Raw genomic sequence first — 18,924 nt, 5'->3', positions numbered from 1 at the left:
CGATGGAACTCTGCACCATTACAGGTCCCAATGAGTAGTTGTGCTGCGCTGCAATTCCTTGCGAAATTGAGATTGCAACTAAAATAATAAATTTAGCACTTGCGATAGAAGATTCAAGCATCATCAAGCCTTAAACGCAACTACAGGCCAGCCTATAGCTTACGTCCTTGCTTGCGTCGTGCCGAGTCTGCCAGTATCTTAGCAAATTCATTGCAAGCAAAAAGTTAAGATTTTCCAAATAAATAAGATCTTTTGTTTTCTATATTTGCTCAACTCACGTGTGGCTAACTCCGGATGAAATCAGTCTCTAACAAAATCAATTTCCCTGAGCTGGAATCTCGAATTCTCGAATTTTGGCGACAAGAAAACATCTTCAGAAAATCGGTAGAGGAACGACCGGCTGATAATGAATTCATATTTTATGATGGACCTCCGTTTGCGACTGGTCTCCCACATTATGGACATTTGTTAGCAGGAACAATCAAGGACGTGATTCCACGCTACAAAACCATGCAGGGCTATCGAGTAGAAAGACGATTTGGATGGGATTGCCATGGGTTACCCGTTGAATACGAGATTGAGCAGACTTTGGGTTTGAAGGGACGTCCAGATATTGAGGAATTTGGAGTCGGAAACTTCAACGAAGAATGTCGCAAGATTGTGCTCCGCTATGCAAGTGAATGGCGAGAAACCGTAGAAAGAATGGCTCGCTGGATCGATTTTGACAATGACTACAAGACAATGGATCTGACATTCATGGAGTCGGTTTGGTGGGTCTTCGACCAACTCTGGAAGAAGGGACTCATCTATGAGGGTGTCAAGGTGATGCCGTACTCTTGGAGAGTCTCCACCCCGCTTTCAAACTTTGAAGCAAATTTGAACTACAAGGACACCCAAGATCCATCAGTTACCGTTAAATTTGCCTTAGCATCCGAACCAGACACCTTTATTCTTGCTTGGACAACGACTCCTTGGACTTTGCCTTCCAACCTTGCGCTCTGTGCAGGTCCGAACTTGAACTATGTCTGTTTGCAGCCCCACGGAAGTGAAGAGAAGTATTGGATCTGTGAAGGTCGCCTTTCGGCATACTTTGAAGAAGGCAGCTATCAAATTATTAAGAAGTGTGCCGGGAAGGAGTTGGAAGGCCTAGCGTATGAACCAATATTCCGTTTTGCCGATGGGAGAGTCGAGCTTTCCAAGGCACGACGTGTTGTATTGGATGAGTATGTCAGTGATGAAAGCGGTACGGGAATCGTGCACCAAGCTCCTGCATTTGGTGAGGATGATCTAAGAATCTGTCAGCGTGAAGGCATTCCTGTTTTTGATCCTGTGGATACAGAGGGAAATTTCTGCACTTACATGGATTTTATCGCAGGAATGAATATCAAGGAGGCTGATAAAACGATTATTCGTGAGCTGAAAGAACAAGGCTCACTATTCAGGCAGGACACAATTCAGCATAGCTATCCATTCTGCTGGAGAACAGACACTCCACTGATTTACAAAGCTATCTCAACATGGTTTGTCAACGCAGAGGCAATCAAAGACCGAATGGTTTCTCACAACCAAGCTGTTCATTGGGTACCAACACACATTCGTGATGGACGCTTCGGCAAATGGTTAGAAAATGCGAGAGATTGGGCGATCAGTCGCAACCGATATTGGGGCACACCGTTACCTATCTGGCGTAGTGAGGATGGGGATATTTTATGTTTTGGAAACGTCGCTGATTTGGAAGAGGCCGTTGGTCAAAAAATTACAGACCTGCACAAGCACTTTTTGGATGATTTATTGATCAACAAGGACGGGAAAACCTATCGACGCATTCCTGAAGTATTAGATTGTTGGTTTGAGTCAGGTGCAATGCCCTACGCACAACAGCACTATCCTTTTGAAAACAAGGAACTATTCGAAGAAAATTTCCCAGCAAATTTCATCTGTGAGGGTCTAGATCAAACACGCGGTTGGTTCTATACCTTAGTGGTTCATGCTGCAGCCTTGTTCGATGCTCCCGCTTTTCGCAACTGTATCGTAAATGGACTGATTTTAGCGGAAGATGGCAAGAAGATGAGCAAACGTCTCAAAAATTATCCTGATCCAGTTGAGATGCTGGATCGGTATGGGGCTGACGCCATTAGGCTATACATGCTCAACTCTGTTGCAGTTCAAGGGGAGTCTTTGCGTTTTTCTGAGCAAGGCTTAGTTGAAGTAACTCGCTCCGTACTCTTGCCCTTGTGGAATTCACTATCCTTCCTTTCAACCTATGCAGAAATAGATGGTTGGGATCCGACTGAAGCAAATCTAGCTGTAGAAAAAACGAATCCATTGGATCGTTGGATTATGAGTCGTTTGCAAGGACTCATCGCTGAGGTTGACTCTGCAATGGACCTTTATGAATTGAATAAAGCATCTGCACCCTTTGTTCACTTTATCGACCTCCTGACAAACTGGTATTTGAGACGCAGCCGACGTCGCTTTTGGAAAGATGGTAGGGGCCAAGACAAGATGTCTGCATATGCTACTCTGTTCTTAGTGCTGAGAGATCTTTCTAAAATTATCGCTAGCTTCGTTCCATATGTTGCAGAAGGAATCTATGAATCACTTCGAAGGGAAGGGGATCCGATTAGTGTACATCTGGACTTCTTTCCAGCAGTAGATGACAAAGTGAGGGATTCAGAGTTGGAGGCAAGAATGGATCTTGTCTTAGCCGCAGTTAATATGGGGCGTGCTCTTCGAGCGAAGCATCAGTTGAAAATCCGCCAACCGCTTCATAGATTATTTTTGATAACACGTGATCCAGAGGCACAGAGAATCTTGAATGAACTGGATGCGCTGCTGCTGGATGAACTAAACATCAAAGAATTAGTCCTCACAGAAAACGAGGAGGATCTAGTGGGATTAAGCGCACAGGCAAATTTTAGAGTTTTAGGGAAGCGTTTGGGCAAGCGTATGAAGGAGGTCGCTGATCAAATCAAGACACTTGACTTGGAAAACATTCGAAGATTGCAGGATGGAGGAAGTGTCACCTTACAACATACGAATGGAGAAGTTACGCTCACACTTGAAGACGTCCTTATTAAGCGTTCACAGCGTGAAGGACTTTTGGTGGAGTCTTGTGGTAGTGTAACCATTGCACTTGACACTCAATTGAATGAATCCCTAATCAAAGAGGGTCTTGCGAGAGAATTTGTGAACAAAGTTCAGCACATGCGCAAGGAACAAGACCTCGCAGTCATGGACCGTATCCTAATTAGGTGCAAGCCCACAGATATTGTGGGCAAAGCGCTTAATGCTTACCAGGATTTTGTTTGCACCGAAACCCTTTGTGAGAAACTACTGCTTGAAGAAAACTACGGCAGTGAGTGGGACATCAATGGTGAGATTTGTACGATTGAATTACAAAGAATGAATCCTTCTCCTTGAGGTTACATGAAAAGGTTACTGTTGTGCTTAATGTTTGGCTTTCTTTTGGGGTGTGCAGCTGAACACGAATCAATAGGAAAAGTATCAAGCGAAAGTCAAAGCGGTGCTGCAAAGTTCTCTGAATCTGAAACCCAGAATGTTCTGATTTTCAATGAAAGCTCAGCTATTGTTTCTGAGCCTGAAGGAAGCTGGAATCTCATAGTCAGTTCCTTCAAACCAGTACAAGCTATATATGTCGACAACATCCCAATGACTCTAGCTGGAAGGTCTTATGATTTTCTCTATAAAATACCCTACTCACTGAAGTCTGAGGAAAAGAGTTTTACTGTTGAGGTGTATACAACGGAGGGAGTGATTAAGCGTGAAGTACTATTGAAACAGAAGGCCTCCTAAACCAATTTGTTACATGATTTAGACAATCTCTAGTGGTGGAATTTCTTCTTCAGGATCAGCTTTCTGTACCTTCTCAAACCACACACTGAGCTGTTCTGCGTGACTGTCTAGACGAAATTTGCGACAGCAATCCAACATTTGGACAAAAACTTTATGCTGTGGCAACATAATGATTGATTGCTGATATTCCTGAATTGCTGCTGGACCCTGACGTTTCCCCTCAAGCATCATCGCTCTTTCCAAATGTTGATTGGCAATAGCCAAGCGATCTTTTTGTTTCTGTAAGGCAAGCTCTCTCTCGAACTCACGAATTGTTTTTGGATTCCCGAGCCCCTTGGCAACTTCCAAGGCTTCCTCTAAGACTTCTTCGTCCGCTTCCACGCTGATTACGAGTTGATATCCCAGCACAGATTCTTGCCAGTTATTCCTGTCAGCCGCAATTCTTGCCAAGGCCAGCCATTCTTGGCGGATGGTTCTCATCCCATCTAGTGCTTGCCGGTTTTTTGGATCCTTCAGTAAAATTTCATGAAAGCAACTCTGAGCTGTATTCCACTCTTTAAACTCCAAGGATAAGGTGCCCAACTGCAAAAGTTGCTCTGGCTTTGTCATATCCAGTCGCAGATCATGTAGCAGCTCCCAAGCTTTGCGTCGATTTTTTCTGATTAGAAGCTTAGCTTCCTCGAACAATCCTGCGACTTCATATTTTCCCTGGGACCGCCGCAGCATCTCGAAGCCAATGAAGAGATAACGACGTGACAACTGAATATTATTAGCTCGACGATAGGTTAATCCTAAGTTGATCAGGGTGTAGCGATGATTTGGCACTTTTGCCAGTAAGGCAATGAGCTTTTCAACGGCAATTTTTGGTTGCTTTAGTGCTAATGAACAAAATAAAAAGCAACGCAGGTTTGCATCAAGAGGATTTCGCTGCACAGCCCACTCAAAAACTTTGAAGGAGACAGCTTGATTTTGAGATAGTAGTTGATAGCCAAGCGCACAGATCAGTTTGAAGGGTTCTTTTTTTTCTTGGGGTGATTGGGCTTCATTCCATGCTAATTTTAATTTTGAGAATAGCTGACCAGGTTCTTTTGGCGTTTTTGGCCGTTTTGGTTCAGGCTGGTCAAATGCTTTCGGTTCTGGTTCCAGTTTGGCTTCTTCTTCTGCAGCTTCTTTTGCGGCCTCCCATGCTGCAAACTTTTCATTGAATTCCATGTCAATCAGTTGGGCTAACTCATCCTCAAACGGGGGTAGGACAAAGCTAGTTCTGACCTCAAAGACACTGATTGAAAGCTTTGCATTGTCATCATACTGATAGCTGTGAGCTAGTGTTGCTGCAAGATTGTAGGATGCCCATTCGTAGTCCGGATTTACCTTCAGCGCATGTTTATAGTAGTTCTCTGCTTGTCTTGGCTGAGAGTGGCGTCGACATAAATTCCCTAAAAAGTTAGCTAATTCTGGGTTGTTGGGAAAGGAAACTAGTAAGCTCTGTCCCAGAGATAACAGGTCCAAACCCCCCGCAGCTTCTGCATCCTCAAATTGTCTCTTAACAATTGGTATTGATTGCTGAGCATTAATCTGGAGAGCCTTGCTGTACTCAACAGAGGCTCGGTCATAAAATCGGCTGTCCAACAACTGTTTGGCTTTTTTGAGATGTGTCTGATAACCCTCATCTTTTGTCCCGCCTTCTTTGAAAATCTTCTTCAAAAATTCCATAGATACCTGTGAGGTTCTTTACTCGATCAAGAGTCGATCATTATGTTGCTTGTGGAATAAATAGGGCTAGCATTCAGGATCATACGCACTTTTAAAACAGTGGTTTGATCTCATCAATCATTTTTGAACCCTCATTGTTCCATTCAAGTAGTGTATGACGAGTTTTACCTTCTTCAAACTCCAGGATCAAATGTGGTGAGCTCGTCGCGATAACAAACCGAAAACGACTTTTTTCTGCGGGAAGTAGAGCTCGGACTGTCCATGATGCGGGATAAAGGTCAATTTGAAGTGCTTCTTGAGCGCCCCATGGAGCTGAATAATTTCGTTTCTTGATGGGCTCTGCAATCATTTCCAATTGGCTCAGAGATTGAGGCAGTCCCTGCTCTTCCAATTCCAATGCTAACATCGACGCATAAATGGGGAATTTCACTTCCTTATCCTTCAAGAGCTCAGGCATGAGAAATCGCATGTGCAACATGATCAACTCTAGGGGTACCGTGCCCTGCTCAAGTTGTTGTTTAAAAGTCCGAATTTCGTGGGATCTATTGAGAACAGACTCTGAAGTTGATCCCTGATAAATTGTTGAAACCTGATATACATCTCTCAGATCTTCTTCAGTGTATTGTTGAATCTGACCAGTGTCTGTGAAAATAAGCTGTTTGCGAGTAAAGACTTCCCCATCAGGTTTAGTGTTGGCGTTTTGCTCCAGCCATTGTTTTTTATCATTTTGATAAATTTGGAGGAAATTACTGTAACCTGTTACCTCTTTGCGATCTAAGTTCCAATGTTCGTAGCGTAAAGTGGATCCATCTTGAAGCAGTGAAAGGTAGTTATTCGCTAGTAAATCCTGCGAAAATAGACTGTAAAAGATAAAAGACAAAATGATGAAATAAAATTGTTTTATCTGACAAACTGATTGACTATTCCGACAAACCATCTAAACCTTTCAGAATGATTTAAAAATTCAAATTCCTTACTTTTTTCGGAATCCAGAAATCAAGAGGGACGTTCAAAGGGCAAACTATGGCGGTTTACGGCTACATTCGAATCAACTATCAGCGCACTCAGCCCAAAGGTTTTACCCTGGAAGAGCAGGAGTCACAAATCAGACACTTTGCAGCCGCAAGAAACCTTACACTCAAGAGAATAATCCAAGATGAAGCGGAAACTAGTGCAACTCTTGATCTATCTGGTCTTGCTGAAGTTTTGCATCTTGCTGAATCCGGTGAAATTACAACTTTGATTGTTCCTCGATTGGATCGATTGGTGCGAGTACTTCATCTTCATCAGCAAGTTTTACAGAAATTATGTCATGAGAGTGGTGTCAATCTAATCTCGATTGAGGAAAACGTTGAGACAGCAACCGCCTGCGGGCAACGTATTCTAAACATCATCGGCATTTTGTCGAAGTGGGAATCCCGAAGAATCTCTGATCGAACTCGTGAATTGATCGAGAGAAAGCGCCGCATTGGAGAGCGTGTGGGCCATGCTCCCTACGGCTTTGTTTATCAGAATAAAAAATTGATCCCAGCCGAGGAGGAAGTAGAAATTGTTAAACTGATCCGTCAGAAAAGGGAGATGGAGCAACTCAGTTACAGCAAAATCGCAAAATACTTAAACCAGAATCTCATTCCCGCAAAACGCGGTGGCAATTGGTATACGGAAACTGTGAAAACAGTTTGCACGAATCCTGTTTACGGAGAGCCAATCCGGATTAGAGGCCGGATGCGTCGTCCTGACTAATTGTTATCTTTTTCCTATGTTTAATCAAATATCCAAACGCCATCAAACTGAGTATACAGTAAAGCCACACTAACCACTTGGACTTCTCCCTATACCAAGAATTATATGTGGCCAATTCCATCACTGCACTCAAATGTCCTTCCTCAAAGAGTTTCATCCTCTTGGTACGCACTTGGCCTGTGGCATCCCAGTACGAACTGTAGCCGCTATTCGTAGCAAAAATCACGGGTACACGACTCTCAAGACTTCTCCAACGCGTAATCATTTCCAGATAATCAGCGGCATTGGATTTTCCAAACCAGGCTAAATTTCCACTCAACACGATCAGGTTGGCACCATTCTGAACCATTTTCGGAATAATCTCTGGTGAGAATCCGTCGAAACAAATAGGCGCCGAAATCTTGACATCCCCAATTGGCATAGCTGTAAATTCCTGGCCCGGCTCAAATTCTGAGATGTTGGGAATCATCTCCCTTAACCAAGCGGCCCAACTTGGAAACCAACTTGAACCTGGAATACTCTCTCCAAATGGGATTAAAAAGATCTTGTTGTAGCGCCCTGCAATCTCTCCTTCAGGGTTAACCAAAACTGAAATACCAAAAAACCGGTAACTACCATCTGCCTGCATTTCCCAGTCCACAGTACTGAGTAGAATATGTACCCGTTCTTCTTCAGCAAAATTTGAGACTAACTCTTTAGCAGAAGCATCTTTAAAAATTGGGGCTGGGAAGGTAGATTCTGGCCAAACAAGTATTCTTGGTAGATCTTTCTCTTTTCGATGGGTTTTCGCTAGGGCCTTTCTCGAATCATCCAACAAAGAATCAATATTACGAATGCGTTCCGAGTAAGCTAGATCGGGATTAGAAGCAAGTTGTGCTAAAGAGAAATTGGGTTGTAAAGATACTACCTCAATCTGTGCTTCTGACTTGAAATCATGCAACTCTATTATGCGCCACCTACCATAGGCCCCAGCTAGCAAATGCGCTGTTATCAATAGTATTGTTGCGAACTTAACGTTGAACCACGCATCGTTTCGTTGCTTGAGGCAACGCCAGGCCAAGACGAATGTAAAATTACAGCCGACACTAAATAAGCTAAGTCCTGAAGAGCCAATTATATCAGCGAGCTGCTCAATATATGGGACTTTGTAGTAAGTGAATCCGCCAAGACTCCATTCGAACAGACGAGGATAGTGAGGTTCCAGAATCAAAATCCAAAGAATACGGACAGGCAGGTCAGCCCAGGAATGTTTAGGTAAAAATGGAAGCAAAAACCCAAAATAGAAGAAGAAAATCAGACCAACCTCGAGGCCATATCCAACAGCTGTGACTAAGACTGCTAGAGGTAGTGGCAGATGACCATAGACGTGGGCGCTGTTGGTGATGCAATAGCCCCCAATCACGGCACTGATGGATCCTGCAACAAAACTGTAAACAAGAATGTTGAAAAATGATTTGCGCCTCTTTTGGGGAATTGAGAGGATTTCCTCATACAAAATTAATAATGGCACCAAAGAAACTAGCCCCAGTAATGGCAATCCGAACCCTGGGGTACTGAAACCAAACATTACCCCACTGCTCGCGGCTACAAGAAATCTACGACCACGATTGCAGAATGCCCTCCTAGTCCAATGAGAATTAGTCATGATCAATCTTACGCCGCATTCTATTGATCACCCTATCTTGGTTGATGACGAGGAATACTATCAATTGGTGTATCGGAAGGATAAAGGCTGGAGTCACTGTGAGAGTCGAAAAGAATGCTTGGCGAAGCTTCACTATCTTCGAGATGGATTTGCTCTCGGCAAGATCGATGAAACTTCTTTTAGAGAAAGAGAAGCAAAATTAGTGCTGACATGGTGGATGCAAGGGCTCTGAAACATTACTTCTTTAATGCGCCCAATTGATGTTATTCTGTACCTGCATACCCTATTTTACAACCAAGATGTTCAGTGTTTATTCAGGAAATAAATGAAGTATTGCAGTACCCGCGGAGGTGTGAGTGAGCTAAATTTCGATGATGCAGTCATGATGGGCCTTGCCGAAGATGGAGGTCTATTAATTCCCCAAGAGTTGCCAAGTATCAAAGGAAAACTCAAAGATTGGCGTTCGTTGAATTATAAAGACCTTTGTCTTGAAGTACTGGATTTGTTTGTGGGGGAGTCTGTTGACAGATCAGAATTAAGAGCAATGATTCAACAGAGCTACAGAAGTTTTCGAACATCAAGCATCACCCCAGTTGTTCCAGTATCTTTGATACATGTACTAGAATTATTCCATGGCCCCACCTTCGCTTTTAAGGACGTGGCTCTTCAGTTGTTGGGGAACCTGTTTGAGTCTCTGCTGAACAGACGGGGTGAACGATTACGAATTCTAGGTGCAACTTCGGGAGATACTGGTAGCGCTGCCATTCATGGGGTGCGACACCGTAAGAATCTCGAAATTTATATGTTGCACCCTTTTGGCCGAGTCAGTCCTGTACAAGAGCTGCAGATGGTTACAGTGACAGATGAAAATGTACACAACCTTGCTGTGGACGGAACCTTTGATGATGCTCAAAAAATTGTCAAAGCCCTTTTCAACGATGTGGAATTTAAAAAAACTCAGCGATTGGGGGCTGTCAATTCAATCAATTGGGCTAGAGTTCTCACCCAAATTGTCTATTACATATATGCCCACTGTCGTGTGGCGCCAAGTGCTAAAAGTCCAGTTATTTTCTCAGTGCCAACCGGAAATTTCGGAAATGTACTGGCGGGATATTATGCCCAGCAAATGGGGCTGCCTGTTGAGAAACTAATTGTAGCCACCAATTCAAATGATATTCTCCATCGTCTGTTCAGTAAGGGTGAATACTATCAAGAAGATGTTCAAGAAACGCTTAGCCCATCAATGGATATCCAAATTTCAAGTAACTTGGAACGTTACCTCTACGACTTGTGTGATAAAGATCCTAAAATTGTACGAAATTGGATGACAGAATTTCAGTCTTCGGGAAAATTAACGCTTATCGGAGATTATCTAAATAAGGCTCAAACCCAGTTTGAGTCAGTTCGTGTGGACGATGAGGAGACTGTAGCAACCATCCGAGAGGTGCATTCAAAGCACGGTTATCTGCTAGATCCCCATTCTGCGGTTGGGTATGCTGCAGCGCAAAAGATTTCATCATCCAGTCCTGTGATCAGCTTGGCATGTGCACACCCTGCGAAGTTTGCTACCGCTATCGAGCAAGCCACGGGAAATCCTCCTCCAGAACCCTCTGAATTGGCCAATCTACGTAACAGGGACACAAGATGTCATCGTTTACCGGCAACTTCTGAGGCAGTCCGCAATTTCCTGGAAAAGACCGTTCATAAGTATGACTGATTCAATTTCTTACTCCCAGTTTCGTAAAGATCCACGAGCTTCCTGGACAATTCGTCTCAGCCGAAATCTGCAATATCAACTCTTCAAATTCGGTTTGTGGTTGGGAGATCGACTTACGCTAAGTCAACTTCAAAAGATTGGTCGTGGAATTGGTAATCTTGCTTATTGGTTACTTTCCAAGGAGAGAGGAATCGCAAGGGTCCAACTGGGGCGTGTCTTTCCGGAGGTCTCTGAATCCACTCGTTCCCAATGGTTGCATGAATGCTTCAAGCACTTTGGGATGCTGCTAATGGAATTCTTCGCCCTGAACCACTTGATGAAAAATCATCAAGAGCATGTGATTGTGGAGGGGTATCCAATCGTTGAGCAGGCGTTAGCAAAAGGGAAAGGTGTGATCTTTGTGGGACTTCACATGGGGAACTGGGAGATGCTTCTGCCCTTTGCAGCAGAAAAAGGGCACTATGCTGCCTTGGTGACAACGAACGTTCCAGATGAACGTCTGAATGAGTTGATCCGACAACATCGACAGAGGGGTAATCTAGAGTTGATACCAAGAGGTGATCCTAAGACGATGCGCAAAATTCTTAACTGTTTCAAACGAAATGGAATTTTGTTTCTAGCTGTAGATCAGGACACGAATGTTCCAAGTGTCTGGGCACCTTTTTTTGGAATGTTGGCTAAGACACCGGTAAGTGTTGCTCGGTTTGCTATGAAAACTGGGGCTCCGGTATTAGGATTTACGACATTGCGGCAACCTGATGGTAGTTTTGAGGTAAAGATTTATGACTGGGGTAACTTTCATTCAGAATCCAAAGTCCTGGAGGAAGATCTCTACAGAATTACTCGTTGGCTCAATCAAAGAATTGAGGAATTAATACGTGTCGATCCGCCCCAATGGGCCTGGTTTCATCGTCGCTGGCGTCATCAAGCTTCCTCGGAAGATGAGGCTTTTTCCCAGAAGATGGAGCAAAAGCTTGAGGGAGGAATGAACTAACAATGGCGTTTGTAGTCTCGAGGCAACGAAAAATATTTTATGATCTTGATGGTGAACGAGGACCATACCTTTTGCTCTATCCTTCGCTTTGGATGGATCTGCAATCTTGGGAAGAAGCAGGATATCTTGATGTGTTGCAACAAGAGTATCGTGTTTTGAGAATGGATCCGCTTGGACAGGGAAGAAGTGATGATTCTGATGATATCTCCGATTATTTGCCAGCAGCACGATTGCAAGATCTCTGTTGCTTGTTGACTACCCTTGAATTAGAGAACGTCCACTTTCTTGGAATTGGTGAGGGTGCACGCATGGGCTATTTGATCTCAGCGTGGGAACCAAATCGTCTTCGTTCAATGGCGGTTCTGGATGGACACCCCTACATTGCTGAGGAATATGAAAAGAAGACTTGGCAACAGCATGTAGACTGGGTCAAAGCGCAGGATTGGGAGAAGCTTCGTCAGGAACCTGGTTTGAAAGAATTATCAGATCTTCAATGGGATAGAATTCAAAAAGTTAAAAGCAGCAACCGAGTTGCTGCTATGCAAGCAGAAATGCAGTGGCCAGGAGTGGACCAAGAACTTCCCCCTGCCCCAAGCGCTCCAGGTATGCTTTTTACCAGCACCCGTGAAACTAGCTTTATGAAGATGCGTGAGGCAGGAAGAAACTGTGCCTACTGGAGATATCATATTTTTCCCCAACTTGAATATCATGAGGGTCTTCTTAATTCGAAAATTTTGCTTCCAGCCTACTTGGATTTTGTCAGGCGACAACGTTGGGTGCCAAGGAGTTATGAGGGAGGCCACCTTTGATCCAATTGGTGTTGACGCTCTGTCTGCTAACCACCTTTAGCTTCGCGGCTCTAGCTCAGGATGCGGTGGCTACTCTCTATTCATCAAAAGGTGTAGTTGAGGCCCACTCTATCCAAAAGTATGCGAACAACTCAGGGACGTGAGGGTTTGCTGCTTTATGAAAGGGATCTGGTTCGTACAGGAGTAGATGGGAAAGCAACGATTCTATTTCGTGATGGCTCTGAGATTCGATTGATTGAAAACACAGAATTTCAAATTCAAGAAGCTTCTGAACATGGTGCGGGAGAGCGTACCTTCCGAAGAAAATTATTGCTAAGATTTGGACCATCCTTGAGCAATTTTTTTGGCAGGAGTGATCATACAGTCATCGAAACTCCTGATTTTCAATTAAAACCTGAGGGAACTTCCTTTCATGTGCAAGTGACGAAAGAGCAAGGATTTGTGGCGCTTTTCTCAGGGAAGCTACTCGTTCAAAACGTTCGAGGAAAAGCACTTCTGGAGCTGGGAGAGGTGGTCCTTGGTGTCAACCGAGGTGACATACTCTCTGACCGAATTGAAAAGTTGACTCAACAACTTCAGCTGCAGGCTGAGCCAAGTGAACTTGTAAGTGAGCGCAGTTCTCAAAAGCTACTGATTCAGATTCAAGCACGTGAGCTGAAAGGTGAAGCAATTGGCGCTGGATTACCACTTAGTATTTTGACGGATGGTGAAGGAGTCCATTTTCCTGATGGGGTGCGCTTGGATGAAGAAGGAAAGGCTGAGGTCGAAGTTCAATTGCTTGTCCCAGATCGACTGTATCGAAAGGGCTTTTTACGCTTCATCGTCATGGTCAATGATCCTCTTGGTTTAAAAATCTCAGGAACTGAGATTGAAATTCGTAAGCCTGGTGATGTCAAACGCTTAGAGATTGATGCAGATACCGGTAAAATTCTGCCGGGGAAATGACCTTGTGGTTGTTGTTCTGGACTTTAGGCGCTTTGAGTCTCGGTTGGCTAGCAGAGCGGTGGTGGTGCCAAATACTTCAAGAGGCTGAAATCCCCCAGCCATCTCAGCGTTGTTCGTCGTGTCTTGAAATGCTGACAGGCTGGCGAAAGTCGCTGCTTTTCAATGCCTTTAAAAACAAGGGAAGATGTCTGAAATGTGGGGCAATTTCGCCATGGTTAGCTTTTGGGTTCCCACTCGGAATTTGGCTAGGATTTTGGCCTGACAGACCTCAAGAGCCTTGGCAACTTTGTCAGGAATTGCTAATGCTCTGGTCTTTGCTGCTCATCGCAGCAATTGACTGGCATACGATGTGGATTGAATACCGCATTGTCATCCTGACACTATCCCTACATTTTACGATTTTGTTATTGAATGAACCAGGTTCAGTTCGTGGAGCAGTTTATGGTGCTCTACTTGGGGCAGGTGGACTGTATTTGTTAGGTGTACTTTATGAGGCCCTTCGAGGTAGAGCAGGACTTGGAGATGGAGATCCTGCGGTCATGGCATTGATTGGTGCATGGACTGGTCCGGAGGGGCTTATTTTTGTTATCTTTGTGGCAGCGATCAGTGGATCACTATTTGGTGGTTTATGGCTGCTAAAGAATCGACAGAACTTGCGAGAAACCCCAGTACCTTTTGCTCCTTTTTTATGCCTGGGAGGTCTAGTAGTGCATTGGACATATCCAGAAATTCTCGACCAATGGCCTCTGTATCAAATTTTCTGAGTTTAGATAAAAGATGAGCCGATGAAGGCTAAATACCAAACCAGCTGCTGGTTGATCATTTCGATATTAATGTTTTTTCCAATGAGCGTAAACGCTCAGGAAGAACCAATGAGCATCTCTGGGGTGGAACTGCTGCGCAAAGGTGAGCAGGTCAGCATCACTCTGCAAACCAGTGGCAAGCCGATATATGAGCTTAATGAAAATCTCAAAGCCCGTACCTTGGTTGTCAAGTTCCGCAATACTAAGGCTACTTTTGCGGATGGACGTCGTGATCGATTGTTTAATGATCCTCAGGTTGAAGGAATAAGGTTTTTGGATATGGATCCAGACACTTGGGCCCAATTCAAGCTTCGTAAGGATGATTTAATTTTCGACATGGTACCAGGCAATAACCCTGGACAATTGGTCTTCCGATTCCGCCCGTTAATTCAACTGCCTCCCGTCACACTCCCGCCAGATCCAGAGCCAGCAACTATTGCCTTGGAGGCTTTGGACTACGACGACAGCAATCCAGATTTTACGAGTCTGACCTTCTCGTTCACGGGTCCTCCTCGCTTATTTGTTCTGGAAAACCCTCAGGATCGAATGGTACGCTTACGGTTTGCGGATACAGCACCGGGTAATTCATTTACGCTGACACCCTATAAAGATGGTCGTGTACGGGTCGATGAATTGACCACTGATCCTAATCAGGTGTTTGTCACCTTGGGGCAGATTGCGACAGATTTCAGGCTTGAAAAAGATGAGCTCTCAGACCCTGCTCGTTGGGTGATTCGAATCTATGGTCAACCCATTTTTCAAGACATTGCCATTGAGGAGGAAGATTCTTCATTGACACCAGAGGAAGCTGCCAAGTTAGATCGAGAAAAACGCGTTCTTAAGGCAGAAATTAGAGCGGCTTATCAACAAGGTGAAAATCATTTCCGCAAAAGTGAATATGACCTGGCTATCGAGCAGTTTCAGAAGGCTTATGCAGCAGGGAAAAATGGCGTTAGTGAATTTGAGGATGAATGGAATCCTCTAGCCATCCAGTCTTTGTTCAGGATTGCTGATACCAAGTATACCCAATTGGAAAGACGACGAGGAAGGAACTATCATCAAGCGATTGATGATTACACAACAGCAATCAGGGTGGCAAATTCGACAGAGATAGCCAAAGACTTAATTCCGCATGCTCAGTTTCGAATAGGTCGCAGTTACCAGCAGATGCGCTTCAGCCAAGAGGCGAACACGAGCTACGAACTTCTGAGAAGAGATTTTCCCTCCTCCTACGAAGCACAGGAATCCTCATTCTGGCAAGCATTGAATCAGATCGCTCGACGAGAATGGGGCCAGGCGATTTTGCAGTTTGAGGAATACCTCAAGGCGATGCCAAATCCAAAATTCATCCATATTGCTTACTACAAGATTGCACAGGCGTACTACCAACAACAAAAATTCCCTGAAGCTAGAGACTTTTTTGATCGAGCCCGAGCACTAGACAGTCGGTATGTTCAGGAAGATCCAATGTTGCTCTTCCACATGGGAGAGACCTACTACGAAAATGCAGACTACGATGTGGCTCGAGAAATTTTCCAACTGCTGCTAGATCGCTATCCTGACGCAGATTTCTCAAAATTTGTCGCACTGCGGTTAGGTGATTTTCTGAGGGATGAGGGTAAGGAGGATGAAGCGATCGCTGCCTACAGCAATGCCATCCGCAGCTATTCATTGGAGATAGCGCTGATGGGCAAGCTTCGTATTGCCAACATCCAGGCAGAGCGACCCTACTCCGATGAATATCGCCAAGCGCTGAGAACCTATGATGAGATCATTACGCTTTATCCAGATTCTCCACAGGTTGAGGAAGCAAAATTGCGCAAGGGGTTGACGCTCACACTCTACGGAGCATATCGGGAGGCGATTGCTGCGCTGGAAGGCTTCATGGAGGAATATCCTCAGAGTATTTACGTGCGCCGCAACATCATCCAGGAGAATATCGACGAGAACTTGAAGGGGCTAGTTGATCGTGCCTACCAGCGCCAGGATGATTTGGGTGTCGTCACGATTTATCGAGATTACCAGGCTAAGTACCTACTCAACTTCCGATTTGACACGACATTATTTCAGGTGGCCCACGCACATCAGAAACTGGGTTTCCATAATGAAGCAATGGACCTGTACCAGTTTCTGGAAAGTCGTGTAGAGGGTCCTATGTTGGAATTATTGCAATTGCAGGCTGCTGAGGCCTTGATTCAAGCAGATGATTTTCAGCAGGCTCGAGATCAGCTAGCCCGTTTCCTTCAGCGGTATCCAGATAGTGTTTACGATGCAGACGTTCGTAAGAAGCTTGCCGATGTTTACAAGCAAGCCAAGGAATTTGAGAGTGCAGCCCTTGTTTATGAGCAGGCGATTGAGAAGTATGAACAGGACACAGATCTGCTTCAAGCTGAGGTAGTGCCAGAACTCTATTATGAACTGGGCTTAATGTATGAAGAGATGGGGCGTTATACTGAGGCTGCGGAGGCTTTCCAGAAATCCATCGCCACATACAATCATCCGCTTATTGAACCGGATGTCCCAAATTATGTTGTGCAAAGTCATTTCCGCGCGGCAGAGATGCTTTATAAAGTCCGAAACGATGAACGAGCTCTGGCTCAATACGAGCAGGCGATTGTGACCTACACCAATTGGCCTGATGAGCGGGTACAGGAGCAAATCAACTGGGCTCGATACCAAACCGGAGTACTGCATAAGGACATGGGACAACTCCAACAAGCCTTGGAAATTTTTGGCGATTTGATGGAAAAAACCCCAGCTTCCCCTGCTTTGTGGCAACAGTTGTCCAGTGAACAACATCAGGCATTGAGCCGTCAGTTGGCTTATGAAAACTACCTCAATGACTAAAAATTCCTTGAAATTCAAACATAGAGACCTTAAGGTTAACAGCTTACTTTCTGGGGTGTAGCCAAGTGGTAAGGCAGCGGGTTTTGATCCCGCCATGCGCAGGTTCGATCCCTGCCACCCCAACCATCCTTCCTTTGAATACGCATTTCCGATTCTATGGCTTTAGGGGAGTCTAAAAAGGACCAACAACCAGACTCTTACTAGACAGGCCCTGAAAACCTTTTTTTGAAAGGCGAGTCTCCCAAACATTCCGGTCCGTTTCTTCCCAACGGATTTGCTCTCTGAAGTCATCGATCGCCTGTCCAGCTGACCTCCATTGGAAAAGTGAAGGACGTTGATCCGCAGTCCTTACGTTTTTGCTGATGTTCATGCCATCTTCAGTTTCTCCAATAAAATCAATCGATAAATTGTTCAGACCCAATGGGAAAGTGTTTTATGGGTGGTGGATTGTTGCCATCGCAGCACTGATTCAATTCATCGGAGGAGTATTGTGGATGCAGAGTTATGGGCTTTATACGGTCGTTCTGCATGAAGAATTCAACTGGAGCATGACGGTCCTTTCAGGAGCTTTTGCTCTGACTCGTGTGGAAAGTGGTTTACTTGGTCCCCTGCAGGGCTGGTTAGTCGATCGATATGGTCCAAGAATCATTCTGACAGTCGGGCTTGCTATGTTCGGCATTGGCTTCCTTTTGCTTTCGCAAACTGATTCGCTACTTTCCTACTACCTCATTGTGTTTATTATTTCAGTTGGAGTCAGCCTCGGTGGATTTCACACTCTGATGGTATCGATTGTTAACTGGTTTCAACGGCATCGAACCAAAGCGGTTGCTTGGTCACAGATGGGATATTCTATTGGTGGACTCTGCGTTCCTGTTGTCGCCTGGGGAATGGAGTGGGATGATTGGCGAACAGTAGCTATGATTTCGGGAGGAATGATCTTTTTGTTGGGTATTCCCACGGTACAATGGATTCGTCATCGCCCCGAAGAGAGAGGTGAACAAGTTGATGGAATGGTGAGCCAGGAAGCACTAGAAAACAAAGCTGGAGGTGGAGAAACCTCATTCACATGGCGACATGCAGTGCAAACCCCCGCTTTTTGGTTGATTTCAGCCGGTCATGGTATTGCACTTCTTTCAGTTTCATCAGTGATCGTCCACATGGTCCCTCATTTGACAAGGGGAGTCGGTTTGGGGTTGACGGAAGCAAGTCTGATCTTCTCCTTGGTGAGCATTTTTCAGTTGATCGGCTTGGGGATCGGTGGGTTCTTGGGTGATATTTTCAACAAGCGGCTGATTGCAATGACCTGCATGCTGTTTCATGGGTCTGGAATGCTGATTCTCGCTTATTTTGAAGCTTTCCCGATGCTAATTCTAGCCTGTGTACTTCACGGATTGGCTTGGGGGACTCGCGGACCATTGATGGTTGCTATCAGGGCGGATTACTTTGGGCCACGCTCCTTTGGGACAATCATGGGAATATCCTCTTTGATTGTTATGCTGGGTATGATGGGTGGGCCAATGATTTGTGGTGTGATCGTCGATACCTATGGTAGCTACGAAATGGCGTTTCAACTAGTGGCTTTCCTCTCTTTAGCAGGAGCCTTGAGCTTCTTCTTTGCTAAAAAGCCACAGAATTTGAATTCTGCATAGCGGAAACTCAAAGATTTCTTGAATGAGTGATCAAAGTGAAGCCTAAGGCCTACCCGCATTCTCCATTGAGCAAACGCCTTCTGATTCTCTTCTTTTGTAGCGGGATAAAGTCCAATGATGGACGCACCTTCCCGAACTCTCTCCACCACAAAACCCTCAAATGCAGTCATTTCAACAGCTTCCTCTGCAATCTCTTCTACCAAGTGGGCTGGAATGACAATCACACATTCGTCATCACCAACC

General features: G+C 44.8%; 15 protein-coding genes and 1 tRNA gene. 11 read left to right on the top strand and 5 right to left on the bottom strand.

Annotated elements, in window-relative coordinates; all coding sequences use genetic code 11:
• The first annotated feature begins 294 nt into the window (after positions 1-294).
• Positions 295-3,423: an isoleucine--tRNA ligase gene (gene ileS / locus P8O70_17235; protein ID MDG2198584.1), complete on the top strand. Its 3,129-nt coding sequence runs from the start codon at positions 295-297 to the stop codon at positions 3,421-3,423.
• Between the two features lie 411 nt (positions 3,424-3,834).
• Here ileS and P8O70_17230 read toward each other — a convergent pair whose 3' ends face one another.
• Positions 3,835-5,520, bottom strand: a complete 1,686-nt coding sequence (locus tag P8O70_17230) for a hypothetical protein (protein ID MDG2198583.1) — start codon at positions 5,518-5,520, stop codon at positions 3,835-3,837.
• A gap of 100 nt (positions 5,521-5,620) precedes the next feature.
• A complete protein-coding gene (locus tag P8O70_17225) occupies positions 5,621-6,409 on the bottom strand; it encodes a hypothetical protein (protein MDG2198582.1) in 789 nt (262 codons plus the stop codon).
• Positions 6,410-6,552: 143 nt separating this feature from the next.
• On the opposite strand from P8O70_17225, the gene P8O70_17220 reads away from it, so the two are divergent.
• Positions 6,553-7,272 (top strand): recombinase family protein, encoded by a 720-nt coding sequence (locus tag P8O70_17220; GenBank protein MDG2198581.1) that lies wholly within the window; start codon positions 6,553-6,555, stop codon positions 7,270-7,272.
• On the opposite strand, the gene lnt is transcribed toward P8O70_17220, so the two are convergent.
• The gene (gene lnt, locus P8O70_17215; GenBank protein MDG2198580.1) at positions 7,244-8,917 is read right to left on the bottom strand and encodes an apolipoprotein N-acyltransferase; all 1,674 of its coding nucleotides are present in this window, start codon (positions 8,915-8,917) and stop codon (positions 7,244-7,246) included. The two genes, P8O70_17220 and lnt, sit on opposite strands and share 29 nt — an antisense overlap.
• On the opposite strand from lnt, the gene P8O70_17210 reads away from it, so the two are divergent.
• The 8 genes from P8O70_17210 (at position 8,916) to P8O70_17175 (ending at position 17,158) form a co-directional block, all read left to right on the top strand.
• Positions 8,916-9,149 carry a hypothetical protein gene (locus P8O70_17210; protein ID MDG2198579.1) on the top strand — a complete coding sequence of 78 codons (234 nt, stop codon included), beginning with the start codon at positions 8,916-8,918 and terminating at the stop codon, positions 9,147-9,149. The genes lnt and P8O70_17210 overlap by 2 nt on opposite strands.
• A gap of 93 nt (positions 9,150-9,242) precedes the next feature.
• Positions 9,243-10,634, top strand: coding sequence for a threonine synthase (gene thrC / locus P8O70_17205; protein ID MDG2198578.1), 1,392 nt, complete (start codon positions 9,243-9,245; stop codon positions 10,632-10,634).
• Entirely contained in the window at positions 10,627-11,628 is a 1,002-nt protein-coding gene (locus P8O70_17200) for a lysophospholipid acyltransferase family protein (GenBank protein ID MDG2198577.1), read from the top strand. Before thrC ends, P8O70_17200 begins: the two co-directional genes overlap by 8 nt.
• Positions 11,629-11,630: 2 nt before the next feature.
• A complete protein-coding gene (locus P8O70_17195; GenBank protein MDG2198576.1) occupies positions 11,631-12,437 on the top strand; it encodes an alpha/beta hydrolase in 807 nt (268 codons plus the stop codon).
• Positions 12,438-12,557: 120 nt separating this feature from the next.
• Complete coding sequence (locus P8O70_17190) at positions 12,558-13,382, top strand: FecR domain-containing protein (GenBank protein ID MDG2198575.1); 825 nt, start codon at positions 12,558-12,560, stop codon at positions 13,380-13,382.
• Entirely contained in the window at positions 13,379-14,146 is a 768-nt protein-coding gene (locus tag P8O70_17185; GenBank protein MDG2198574.1) for an A24 family peptidase, read from the top strand. The genes P8O70_17190 and P8O70_17185 overlap by 4 nt, the downstream gene beginning before the upstream one ends.
• An 81-nt stretch (positions 14,147-14,227) precedes the next feature.
• Positions 14,228-17,032 (top strand): tetratricopeptide repeat protein, encoded by a 2,805-nt coding sequence (locus P8O70_17180; GenBank protein ID MDG2198573.1) that lies wholly within the window; start codon positions 14,228-14,230, stop codon positions 17,030-17,032.
• Positions 17,033-17,083: 51 nt separating this feature from the next.
• Positions 17,084-17,158 (top strand) — tRNA-Gln (locus tag P8O70_17175).
• A gap of 46 nt (positions 17,159-17,204) precedes the next feature.
• Here the strand turns inward: P8O70_17175 and P8O70_17170 are convergent.
• Positions 17,205-17,402 carry a hypothetical protein gene (locus tag P8O70_17170; GenBank protein MDG2198572.1) on the bottom strand — a complete coding sequence of 66 codons (198 nt, stop codon included), beginning with the start codon at positions 17,400-17,402 and terminating at the stop codon, positions 17,205-17,207.
• On the opposite strand from P8O70_17170, the gene P8O70_17165 reads away from it, so the two are divergent.
• Complete coding sequence (locus tag P8O70_17165) at positions 17,401-18,681, top strand: MFS transporter (GenBank protein ID MDG2198571.1); 1,281 nt, start codon at positions 17,401-17,403, stop codon at positions 18,679-18,681. The two genes, P8O70_17170 and P8O70_17165, sit on opposite strands and share 2 nt — an antisense overlap.
• Here P8O70_17165 and P8O70_17160 read toward each other — a convergent pair.
• On the bottom strand, positions 18,600-18,924 hold a 325-nt coding region (locus P8O70_17160; protein ID MDG2198570.1), incomplete at its 5' end, for a hypothetical protein. The two genes, P8O70_17165 and P8O70_17160, sit on opposite strands and share 82 nt — an antisense overlap.

The organism is SAR324 cluster bacterium, from assembly GCA_029245725.1.
GTDB lineage: Bacteria > SAR324 > SAR324 > SAR324 > NAC60-12 > JCVI-SCAAA005.
Note: the sequence above shows the minus strand (reverse complement) of the source record. Positions and strands in the feature narration are given on the sequence as shown.